A 9,944-nucleotide genomic window follows, 5' to 3' on the forward strand; every position below is an offset into this window, starting at 1 on the left:
GCGTGGTTCGACAGGCTCACCATGAGCGAGAAATGTGGGCTGCAAGGAACCAAGATTCGCAACGGTGACGCCTAAATTTGCAACCAACCCAACTCCCTCATGGTGAGCCTGTCGAACCACGCATGATGGTGGACTTGCAAATCATCCCAGGCCGCAGTTGAGACATTGCCGCATTGCGATCCTCCCGCGCTTTCGCTATTGCGTCAGTGAACGCCGTTTTGACGGTATTATTCGGCCGCAAAATCAACAGTATGTTGGGTGATCCACCAAGGGGTTGATTTTCCAGGAGCAACACATGGCAGTGACGATCAATGGCAAGGAGATTGCCGAGGACGTGGTCTCGAAGGTCAAGGCTTCCGCCGCGGACCTCATTGAAACCAGTGGCATTACCCCTGGAATCGCTGTCGTGATCGTCGGTGAAGATCCTGCCAGTCAGGTCTATGTCGCCTCCAAGGGCAGGAAGGCGCGTGAATGCGGCTTTCATTCAGTTCAGTACACATTGCCCGAGGAAACCTCCGAGGAAGAATTGGTCGCATTGGTCGAACGGCTCAATGCCGACCCGCTCATACATGGCATCCTGGTGCAGTTGCCTCTGCCCAAGCATATCGATTCCGGCCGGATCATCCAGACGATCTCACCGGACAAGGACGTCGACGGATTCCATTTCATCAATGTCGGCAAGCTGGGCACTGGCGAGATCCAGACGGCGTTCGTTCCCTGCACGCCTGCAGGATCCATGCTGCTGATTGAGCGTATTCTCGGACGCGATCTCTCCGGCCTCAACGCCGTCGTCATCGGCCGCTCCAACATTGTCGGCAAACCCATGTTCAACTTGCTGCTTGCGCACAATGCGACCGTTACCATCGCGCACAGCAAGACCAGGGATCTTGCAGGCCTCTGCCGCAACGCCGACATTCTCGTTGCAGCAGTCGGACGGCCGCAAATGGTCAAGGCCGATTGGGTCAAACCTGGTGCAACCGTCATCGACGTCGGCATCAACCGCGTTCCCGCACCGGAAAAGGGAGAGGGCAAGACACGGCTCGTTGGCGATGTCGACTTTGCCGATGCATCGACAGTTGCAGCAGCGGTCACGCCGGTGCCCGGCGGTGTCGGGCCGATGACGATTGCCATGCTCATGGCGAACACGCTGGTTGCCGCCTATCGTTCGGCAGGTAAGACTCCACCTCGCTTCTGATCCATTTGCTCTAAAGGGGAATCCGGTTAGAACAGCGCATGCCTGATACCCTGCAAGCCACGCGAACCTTTGCCTTTCTGCTCGTCGACAAATTTCCGATGTTCAGCCTTGCGGCGGCCATCGATACCATGCGCACGGCCAATCGCATGGCCGAGGAGCCATTCTATTCATGGATCACCGTGTCCGCCACGGGCGCTGCGGTAACTGCCTCCAATGGCCTGCAGATCAATGTGCAATACGCGCTGGCCGACATTCCTGCCGCCGATATCGTCTTTATCTGTGCAGGGCTGACAACCGAATTTGAAGAAAAGCCCAAGGTCATCGCAGCCTTGCGCACGCTGGGGCGCCGCGGCGCATCTCTGGGCGGCTTGAACATTGGCAGCTACATCCTGGCGGAAGCGGGCCAGCTGGAGGGACACCGCTGCACGATCCATTGGGAAAATCGCGCCGGCTTCCAGGAAAAGTTTCCGCAGATCGATTGCACCGGCAATGTCTTCGAGATCGACCGCAAGCGGTACACCTGTGCGGGCGGCACGACTTCAATCGACCTGATGCTGGAAATCATCAAGCAGGATTTCAGCCCCGCTCTCGCCAATGAAGTGGCAAACCAGTTCCACCACGAACGCATTCGTTCGCAAACCGACCGCCAGCGCATCGGGCCGGAACGGGATCTGACCGGCAAGTCGGAAAAGCTGCGCAGGATCGTCGAACTCATGGCCGACAATCTCGAACAGCCGAAATCGGCCGTGCGGCTCGCCAAGGCCGTAGGCCTGTCTGTACGGCAAGTGGAGCGGTTGTTCCTGCGCCATCTCAACATGACGCCAGGGCGCTATTACATGAGTCTGCGCCTGGAGCGGGCGCGTGAATTGTTGCGCCAGACCCATTCGCCCATTCTGGACGTGGCGCTGGCGACTGGATTCACGTCGCATTCCTACTTTGCCCAGAGTTACCGGGCACAGTTCGGGCGCTCACCTTCTGACGAGCGCCGCACAACCTATTGATTTTTGGTGGTGTCGATGATTTCGAGGTCAGTCAGGGCGAATCCTGTATCCTTGGTCAGGATCGATGCCCCACGGGATGTTGCGGAAGCATAGTGGAAGCAATCAGCAAGATTCAGCGCACTGTTGCGATCGTTGACTGGGTAGCGATGCCGGCCGTAGCGTTCAAACGCTTGCAGCACGGATGGCAGGTCGTCATTTGAGATAGGAATAATCTCGATATTTGCTTCGTCTTAGCCTCGTGTGTAGACACCAATATAGGCGTGTCTACACATGAGCGCAATGTTACTAAAGGCCAAACACCGAAGCGCCATTGTCCGCGCGTCCGACCACATTGCGGAAGGCGGCGAAGAGTTCGCGTCCCATGCCATAGCCATTATGGCTGATGTCTACTTCCGGTGTTGGCCGCGCTGCGAGTACATCCGGATCCTCCAGCACGTCGAGTGTTCCAATCTCGGCATCGAGCCGGACCACATCGCCATCCCGGATCTTGCCGATCATGCCGCCATCAAGCGCTTCCGGTGTCACGTGGATGGCTGCGGGTACCTTGCCCGAGGCACCGGACATGCGTCCGTCCGTGACGAGCGCCACCATATGGCCGCGATCCTGCAGCACGCCGAGGGCAGGGGTGAGCTTGTGAAGTTCGGGCATGCCATTGGCACGAGGACCCTGGAAGCGCACAACCGCAACGAAATCACGGTCCAGCTTTCCGGCCTTGAATGCATCCTGCAGCGCAGCCTGGCTGTCGAACACGATGGCAGGCGCTTCGATGATGTGCCGGTCGGCCTTGACCGCCGATGTCTTGATGACCGCGGTGCCGAGATTGCCCTTGAGCATCTTGAGGCCACCGGTAACCTGGAACGGCTGCTTGCAGGTGGAGAGCACCTTCTTGTCGGAGCTTTCCGCGGCGACCGGCTCGCGCACGACGGTGCCGTTCTCGCCGAGTTTCGGCTCGATCGTATAGGCGCGCAGGCCGTCGCCTCCGCCCCAAACGGTCTTGACGTCCTCGTGCAGCAGGCCGGCATCCAGCAACTCGCGGATGATATAGCCCATGCCGCCCGCGGCGTGAAAATGGTTCACGTCGGCAAGGCCGTTCGGATAGACGCGGGCGAGAAGCGGAACAATATCGGACAGGTCGGAAATGTCCTGCCAGGTCAGCTTGATACCGGCAGCTGCCGCCATGGCGACAAGGTGCATCGTGTGATTGGTCGAGCCGCCGGTCGCATGCAGGCCGACTACGCCGTTGACGATGGTTCGCTCGTCGATCATCTCGCCGACGGGCGTATATTCATTGCCGAGCGCCGTTATGGCCAGAGCCCGCTTGGCTGCCTCGCGGGTCAGCGCATCGCGCAAGGGCGTGCCCGGATTGATGAAGGAAGAACCCGGCATGTGCAGGCCCATGATTTCCATCAGCATCTGGTTGGAATTCGCCGTGCCGTAGAAGGTGCAGGTGCCTGGGCCATGATAGGATTTGGACTCGGATTCGAGAAGTTCCTCGCGCCCAACCTTGCCCTCCGCATAGAGCTGGCGCGTCTTCGCCTTCTCGTCATTGGGAAGGCCCGTGGTCATCGGCCCGGCGGGGATGAAGACCGCAGGCAGATGCCCGAATGTCAGCGCACCTATGACAAGTCCGGGAACAATCTTGTCGCAGACGCCGAGATAGACCGCCGCATCAAACATGTCGTGTGAGAGCCCGATCGCAGTTGCCATAGCAATGACATCGCGCGAAAACAGCGACAGTTCCATGCCGGGCTGTCCCTGTGTCACGCCATCGCACATGGCGGGGACACCGCCCGCAACCTGTGCCACGCCGCCCGCCTCTTTAGCTGCTGTCTTGATCAACTGGGGGTAGGTCTCAAATGGCTGGTGTGCCGACAGCATGTCGTTATAGGAGGTGATGATGCCGAGGTTAGGCACGATATCGCCGGCGAGGGCGGCCTTGTCGGAAGGGCTGCAGGCAGCGAAGCCATGGGCAAGATTGGCGCAGGCAAGCGCCGAGCGCTTTGGCTTGCGGCTTGCCGCCTCGCGCATATGGTCGAGATAGACATCGCGCGTCGGCTTCGACTGTTCGCAGATGCGATGGGTAATGCTTTTCACCCGTTGCAGGACGGTCATCTTGTGTCTCCTTTAGGCGTCAATCCGGAAGTTTGGGAGCCTGTCCGGATGGATCACAACCCAGGCTTCAGGCAGCCCAGAAAATCTCAAGCTCGATGGGCTCGTATCGAAGCACAGCCCTGATCGGCATATCGCTGGTCTCACCGCCATCGAGCGCCTTGGCAAGAACAGTCTTTTTCGCGGCGCCTTCGATATGCAGTGCCACGAAACGGGCCCCTGCGATCACCGGCAGTGTCAGCGTCAATCTCGGCTCTCCGGCACCTTCCGCCCACATTGGCAAGACGAGTGCCTGCTGCTCGGGCGAGATGGCCTCCGCCAGATGGTCGCCACCCGGGAAGAAGGACGCCGTATGTCCGTCGCCGCCCATGCCGAGGATGACGACGTCAAACGGCTGACCAAGACTGGCAATCGCTCCGGCCGCTATTTTAGCACCTTCTTCCACCGTGGAAGCGTCCGTGTAGAGACCGACGAAATTCGCCCTCGCCGCATCGTTCTGCAGAAGCATTTCCGCTACCAGCTTCTGGTTGGAGCGGTCACTGGTGGGAGGGACGAAGCGCTCGTCAACCAGTGTTACCGTGATCCTTTCCCAAGGCAGCTTCTTGACCGACAGCGCCTTGAAGAAAAGGGCAGGAGTTGTGCCACCCGATACGGCAAGCACCGCCTTGCCCCGATCATCGCAGGCCGCATTGAGCCGGTCGGCCACGGTCGAAGCGAGCGCCTCGGCGAGCTCATTGCTGTCTGCGAAACTGTGTAACCTGTGCTCCGTAGCCATGGCAGCCTTCTCTATGCTTCGGCTTCGTGCCAGGTGCGTCCGTCGCGCTCGATGAGCGCGATCGATGCCGACGGTCCCCATGTTCCCGCCGTATAGCCATAGGGTGGCTGGTCATTCTCGGCCCAGGCCTTGAGGATGGGGTCGATCCACTGCCAGGCGGCGACCACTTCGTCGCGGCGCATGAACAGGGTCTGGTTGCCACGCACCACATCCATGATCAGACGCTCATAGGCATCCGGGCTGCGGGCCTGGAAGTTTTCAGCAAAGCTCATGTCCAGCGGCACATGGCGCAGACGCATGCCGCCCGGGCCGGGATCCTTGATCATCATCCACTGTTTGACACCTTCATCCGGTTGCAGGCGAATGACGAGCTGGTTGGCGACGACGCGGCCGGCGCTTTCGCCAAAGATCGAATGCGGGATCGGCTTGAAGGAGACAACGATTTCCGATGCACGCGTCGCCAGCCGCTTGCCCGTCCGTAAGTAGAACGGCACCCCTGCCCAGCGCCAATTGGCTATCTCGGCCTTGATGGCAACGAAGGTCTCCGTGTTGCTTTTGCTTTCCAATTCGTCGAGGTAGCCCTTGACCGCACCCCCTGCAGAAGCACCGGCACGGTACTGGCCGCGAACGGTCAGTTCCTCGTAATTCTTGGCGTTGATCGGGCTCAGTGAGCGCAGCACCTTCAGCTTCTCGTCGCGTACCGCGTCGGCATCCATCGAGGACGGAGGTTCCATGGCTACGAGGCACAGAAGCTGCAGCATGTGATTCTGGACCATATCCCGCAGTGCACCGGCCTTGTCATAATAACCTGCACGGTTTTCGAGCCCGACGGCCTCGGCGACAGTGATCTGCACATGGTCGATATGGGCGGAGTTCCACAGCGGCTCGTAGAGGGCATTGGCAAAGCGCAGCGCCATCAGGTTCTGCACCGTTTCCTTGCCGAGATAGTGATCGATGCGGAAGATTTGCTGTTCGTGGAACACGTGGCCGATTGTGTCGTTGAGGGCAATTGCCGACTCAAGATCACGTCCGATTGGCTTCTCGACGATGATGCGCGTGTGTTCATGGACCAGCTTGTGGCTCTTCAGGCGGCTGGTGATATCGCCGAACAGCGAAGGGCTGACGGCCAGATAGAAGGCGCGGATGCGCTTGCTGTCATTGCCGACCTCTGCCTTGAGCTCTTCCCATCCATTGTCGGAGGTCGCATCGACTGCAACATATGAGAGACGTTCCAGAAACTTGTCGAGCTGCTTTGCGTCTATTTCAGATGCCTTCACGTGCTCCTTGATCGCCGCCTCGGCGAACTTGCGATAATCCTCGGACGACATTGGCGAGCGGGAAGCGCCGATAATGCGGGTGGGCTCGGAAAGCTGGCCATCGCGCTGGCGCTGGTACAATGCCGGGATCAGCTTGCGCTCGGCAAGATCGCCGGTGCCACCGAAAACGATGCAATCAAAAGGATCAACCGGGATAATCTGACTGGTCATGGGGGAGTCTCGCTATGCCTGAATTGCGTGTCCGAAGACGCATGGTGGTATAATCTAATCGATTTAAAATGACCAGTCCCGATGTGCGAACTGCGTCAAAATGCATTTCCAATTCGCTCCAGTTCTAATAGCATTGCAACGAACAGGATGCGGACATGTTACAAAATCTATCCAAAGTTGTCGCACAGGATAAGAATTTCCTGAACATCATCAACGGCAGGAGCGTACCAGCACTTTCGCAAGAAACGATCACTGTTTTGTGTCCGTCCGATGGCAGTGCCTTTGCAACCATTCCGCAAAGCAAGGCGGCGGATGTCGATCTCGCCGTGCGGGCGGCGCGGGAGGCGTTTGAAAGTGGTCCGTGGTCCCGCACGCCGGCGTTTGAGCGCGGAAGGCTCCTGACACGCCTCAGCCGCCTGATTGAACAGCACGCCGATGAACTCGGCGCGCTCGAATCACGTGATACCGGCAAGCCGGTGCGGCAAGGCAAGGCCGATGTGGTCGCGGCGATGCGCTACTATGAATTTTATGGTGGCGCCTGCGACAAGATCCATGGCGATACGATCCCGTTCCTCGATGGCTACACCGCGCTGACCCTGCGCGAACCGCACGGCGTGGTTGCCGGGATCATTCCCTGGAACTACCCCATGCAGATCATGGCGCGCGTCGTCGGCGCGGCGCTTGCCATGGGCAATACTCTGGTCGTCAAACCTGCTGAGGATGCTTCGCTGTCCACCATCCGGATCGGTGAGCTTGCGGTCGAGGCCGGGTTTCCGGACGGCGTCCTCAATGTGGTCACCGGTTACGGTCGCGATGCCGGAGCGGCATTGTCGTCGCATCCAGGCATCGACTACGTAACCTTTACGGGGTCGCCTGCGACCGGTACCTTCATCCAGCAGGCCGCAGCAGCCAACAATCGCGGCGTCACCATGGAATTGGGCGGCAAGTCACCGCAGATCGTCTTTGCCGATGCCGATGTCGAGAAGGCGCTCCCGGTACTCGTCAATGCGATCATCCAGAATGGCGGCCAGACCTGTTCGGCGGGCAGCCGCATCCTGGTTGAGCGCGCCATATATGATGACGTTGCCACGGCACTCGCAGAGCGTTTTGACAGGCTCGTTGCCGGACCGCACGATGCGGACCTCGATCTTGGCCCGATGATCAATCCGGCACAGAAACGCCGTGTCGAAAATTATGTTGCCTTGGCGGCCGAAGCTGGAATCGAAGTCATCGGGCGCGGCTCGATCGATGTCGGCGCGCCTGCAACCGGATTTTATGTCGCGCCGGTACTGTTCGGCGCTGTCGACCGGGCAGCCGTCATAGCCCAGGAGGAAATCTTCGGTCCTGTATTGTCACTTTTTCCGTTCGACAGTGAACAGGATGCCATCCAGCTTGCCAACAGCACCGAATATGGCCTGGTCGCCGGCGTGTGGACCAGGGACGGTGCACGCCAGCATCGTGTGGCCAAGCGCGTGCGTGCCGGGCAGGTCTACGTCAATGCCTATGGGGCAGGCGGCGGCATCGAACTGCCCTTTGGCGGCTTCAAGAAATCCGGCCATGGCCGCGAAAAGGGTTTCGAGGCCCTTTACGACATGTCCGCGACCAAGACGATCGTGTTCCGCCACGATTGAGCGAACAATTCCCCGCAATGAGCATGACTGAGGAGACAACATGACCCGTTTGGCAGGCAAGACAGCGATCATCACCGGTGGCGCCTCAGGTTTTGGCGAGGGGATGGCGAGGCGCTTTGCCGAGGAGGGCGCGAAGCTTGTCGTTGCCGATCTCAATCTGAAGGGAGCGCAGAAGGTTGCGGCCTCTCTCGGCAAGGCGGCAGCCATCGCCGTGCATGCCGATGTTTCGCGCAAGGAAGACGTCGATGCGATGGTAGGAGCGGCAATGAACGAGTTCGGCCGGGTTGACATCATGGTCAACAATGCCGGCTTCACCCACCGCAATGGTTCGATGCTCGGTGTCGATGAAAGCACCTTTGACCTGATCGCCGGCGTCAACATGAAGGCAATCTATTATGCGGCGCTCGCGGTCGTGCCGATCATGGAAATGCAGGGCGGCGGCTCGATCATCACGACCGCGTCCACCGCAGGACTCCGGCCGCGCCCGGGCCTGACCTGGTACAATGCGTCGAAGGGCTGGGCCATCAGCGCCACAAAATCCATGGCGATCGAGCTCGCGCCCAAGAACATCCGCGTCAATTGCCTCTGCCCCGTGGCGGGTGAAACGCCGATGCTTGGTCTGTTCATGGGCGAGGACACGCCGGAAAAGCGCGCGCAGTTCAAGGCAACGGTACCGCTTGGCCGGCTGTCGACACCGCTCGACGTTGCCAATGCGGCGCTCTGGCTTGCATCCAGCGAGGCCGAATTCATCACGGGCGTTGCACTTGAAGTCGATGGAGGCCGCTGCATCTGATCGACCATTTGCTGGAAATCGTTGCTGCTCAGTCGTTTTTACCGTTGCCAGAAACGCTTGCCGATTTCTGCCTCGACCTCCGCAACTGTCAGGCCCATATCATCGATCAAATGGGGATTTTCCTGCGACTTCTGCGCAAGCTCGTAGCGAAAGCGTACCCGCCAGCGCCAGGTGGCGATCATGTATCGAAGGGCCGCCAGGCTGTACGGTTGCATCGGTCCCGCGGATGCTCCGAGGCGCGCCGATTGATGCGGGGCTGCAGTCAGTGTGGACAAATGATTCATGGCAACCTCCATAAGGTCGAGGCCAGATAGATCCTTGACCTGAAAGAGGATTATTCTGCCGCATGCGAAATGCGCCGTACTTAAGCTTTTCCAAATAGTTCTCAAAAACTTCCAAACCGACTATAGATGCGCCCTATGCAGGGAGCGCGCTTTGCCTTTGGTCCGTTCGTGCTTGATCCGGGTGCTGGAACGCTCCTTCGGAATGACGATCCCGTTGCCGTCGGCCATCGCGGACTGAAGCTGCTGGCCGCGCTCGTCGCAAGGCCCGGCGAAATCCTGGGCAAGGCCGAGTTGATGGATGCAGCGTGGCCAGGCACGGCTGTCGAGGAAGGTAACCTCACCGTCCAGATCGCGCAGCTGCGCAAGCTGCTTGGTTCAGCCGCGGACGGCCGTGAATGGATATCCACTGTTCCGCGTGTGGGTTACCGTTTCACTGGGGTCATCGAACACCTCGATGGCGCCATGCGAATGACCTTGCCGCTACCCGGCAAACCTTCGATAGCCGTGCTGCCCTTCGTGAATGTCAGCAGTGATCCCGAACAGGAATCCTTCGCCGATGGACTGACGGAAGACCTCACCACCGACCTTTCCAGGAACGCCGGCCTGTTCGTCATCGCACGCAACTCGGCCTTTGCCTACAAGGGAAAGGCGATGGACGTGCGCGGGATC

At 59.5% G+C, this 9,944-nt stretch carries 10 protein-coding genes; 5 read left to right on the forward strand and 5 right to left on the reverse strand.

Annotation, left to right across the window (positions count from 1 at the left end; translation table 11 throughout):
• Positions 1-295: 295 nt before the first annotated feature.
• Together folD and K9U38_RS19235 are read left to right on the forward strand one after the other, a co-directional pair.
• Positions 296-1,195, forward strand: a complete 900-nt coding sequence (gene folD, locus K9U38_RS19230) for a bifunctional methylenetetrahydrofolate dehydrogenase/methenyltetrahydrofolate cyclohydrolase FolD (protein ID WP_224495968.1) — start codon at positions 296-298, stop codon at positions 1,193-1,195.
• Positions 1,196-1,233: 38 nt separating this feature from the next.
• Positions 1,234-2,196, forward strand: a complete 963-nt coding sequence (locus K9U38_RS19235; protein WP_224495969.1) for a GlxA family transcriptional regulator — start codon at positions 1,234-1,236, stop codon at positions 2,194-2,196.
• On the opposite strand, the gene K9U38_RS19240 is transcribed toward K9U38_RS19235, so the two are convergent.
• The 4 genes from K9U38_RS19240 to zwf all read right to left on the reverse strand — a co-directional run bounded on the left by K9U38_RS19240 (position 2,190) and on the right by zwf (position 6,567).
• Positions 2,190-2,414: a PIN domain-containing protein gene (locus tag K9U38_RS19240; RefSeq protein ID WP_224495977.1), complete on the reverse strand. Its 225-nt coding sequence runs from the start codon at positions 2,412-2,414 to the stop codon at positions 2,190-2,192. The two genes, K9U38_RS19235 and K9U38_RS19240, sit on opposite strands and share 7 nt — an antisense overlap.
• A 67-nt stretch (positions 2,415-2,481) precedes the next feature.
• Positions 2,482-4,308 carry a phosphogluconate dehydratase gene (gene edd, locus K9U38_RS19245; RefSeq protein ID WP_224495970.1) on the reverse strand — a complete coding sequence of 609 codons (1,827 nt, stop codon included), beginning with the start codon at positions 4,306-4,308 and terminating at the stop codon, positions 2,482-2,484.
• 67 nt (positions 4,309-4,375) lie between these two features.
• A complete protein-coding gene (pgl, locus tag K9U38_RS19250) occupies positions 4,376-5,080 on the reverse strand; it encodes a 6-phosphogluconolactonase (RefSeq protein WP_224495971.1) in 705 nt (234 codons plus the stop codon).
• A gap of 11 nt (positions 5,081-5,091) precedes the next feature.
• A complete protein-coding gene (zwf, locus tag K9U38_RS19255; protein ID WP_224495972.1) occupies positions 5,092-6,567 on the reverse strand; it encodes a glucose-6-phosphate dehydrogenase in 1,476 nt (491 codons plus the stop codon).
• A gap of 155 nt (positions 6,568-6,722) precedes the next feature.
• Between zwf and K9U38_RS19260 the strand changes: the two genes are divergently transcribed.
• Both K9U38_RS19260 and K9U38_RS19265 read left to right on the forward strand, forming a co-directional pair.
• Positions 6,723-8,198, forward strand: coding sequence for an aldehyde dehydrogenase family protein (locus K9U38_RS19260; protein ID WP_224495973.1), 1,476 nt, complete (start codon positions 6,723-6,725; stop codon positions 8,196-8,198).
• 40 nt (positions 8,199-8,238) lie between these two features.
• Positions 8,239-8,991 carry an SDR family oxidoreductase gene (locus tag K9U38_RS19265; protein ID WP_224495974.1) on the forward strand — a complete coding sequence of 251 codons (753 nt, stop codon included), beginning with the start codon at positions 8,239-8,241 and terminating at the stop codon, positions 8,989-8,991.
• 38 nt (positions 8,992-9,029) lie between these two features.
• Here K9U38_RS19265 and K9U38_RS19270 read toward each other — a convergent pair whose 3' ends face one another.
• The gene (locus K9U38_RS19270) at positions 9,030-9,275 is read right to left on the reverse strand and encodes a DUF1127 domain-containing protein (RefSeq protein ID WP_370632004.1); all 246 of its coding nucleotides are present in this window, start codon (positions 9,273-9,275) and stop codon (positions 9,030-9,032) included.
• Positions 9,276-9,410: 135 nt separating this feature from the next.
• On the opposite strand from K9U38_RS19270, the gene K9U38_RS19275 reads away from it, so the two are divergent.
• On the forward strand, positions 9,411-9,944 hold a 534-nt coding region (locus K9U38_RS19275), incomplete at its 3' end, for a winged helix-turn-helix domain-containing protein (RefSeq protein WP_224495979.1).

It is taken from the genome of Phyllobacterium lublinensis, assembly GCF_020164435.1.
Classification (GTDB): Bacteria; Pseudomonadota; Alphaproteobacteria; order Rhizobiales; family Rhizobiaceae; genus Phyllobacterium; species Phyllobacterium lublinensis.

Coding starts and splice junctions, on each gene's coding strand:
- folD (WP_224495968.1), top strand. CDS start 296: ATGGCAGTGACGATCAATGGCAAGGAGATTGCCGAGGACGTGGTCTCG.
- K9U38_RS19235 (WP_224495969.1), top strand. CDS start 1,234: ATGCCTGATACCCTGCAAGCCACGCGAACCTTTGCCTTTCTGCTCGTC.
- edd (WP_224495970.1), bottom strand. CDS start 4,308: ATGACCGTCCTGCAACGGGTGAAAAGCATTACCCATCGCATCTGCGAA.
- pgl (WP_224495971.1), bottom strand. CDS start 5,080: ATGGCTACGGAGCACAGGTTACACAGTTTCGCAGACAGCAATGAGCTC.
- zwf (WP_224495972.1), bottom strand. CDS start 6,567: ATGACCAGTCAGATTATCCCGGTTGATCCTTTTGATTGCATCGTTTTC.
- K9U38_RS19260 (WP_224495973.1), top strand. CDS start 6,723: ATGTTACAAAATCTATCCAAAGTTGTCGCACAGGATAAGAATTTCCTG.
- K9U38_RS19265 (WP_224495974.1), top strand. CDS start 8,239: ATGACCCGTTTGGCAGGCAAGACAGCGATCATCACCGGTGGCGCCTCA.
- K9U38_RS19270 (WP_370632004.1), bottom strand. CDS start 9,275: ATGAATCATTTGTCCACACTGACTGCAGCCCCGCATCAATCGGCGCGC.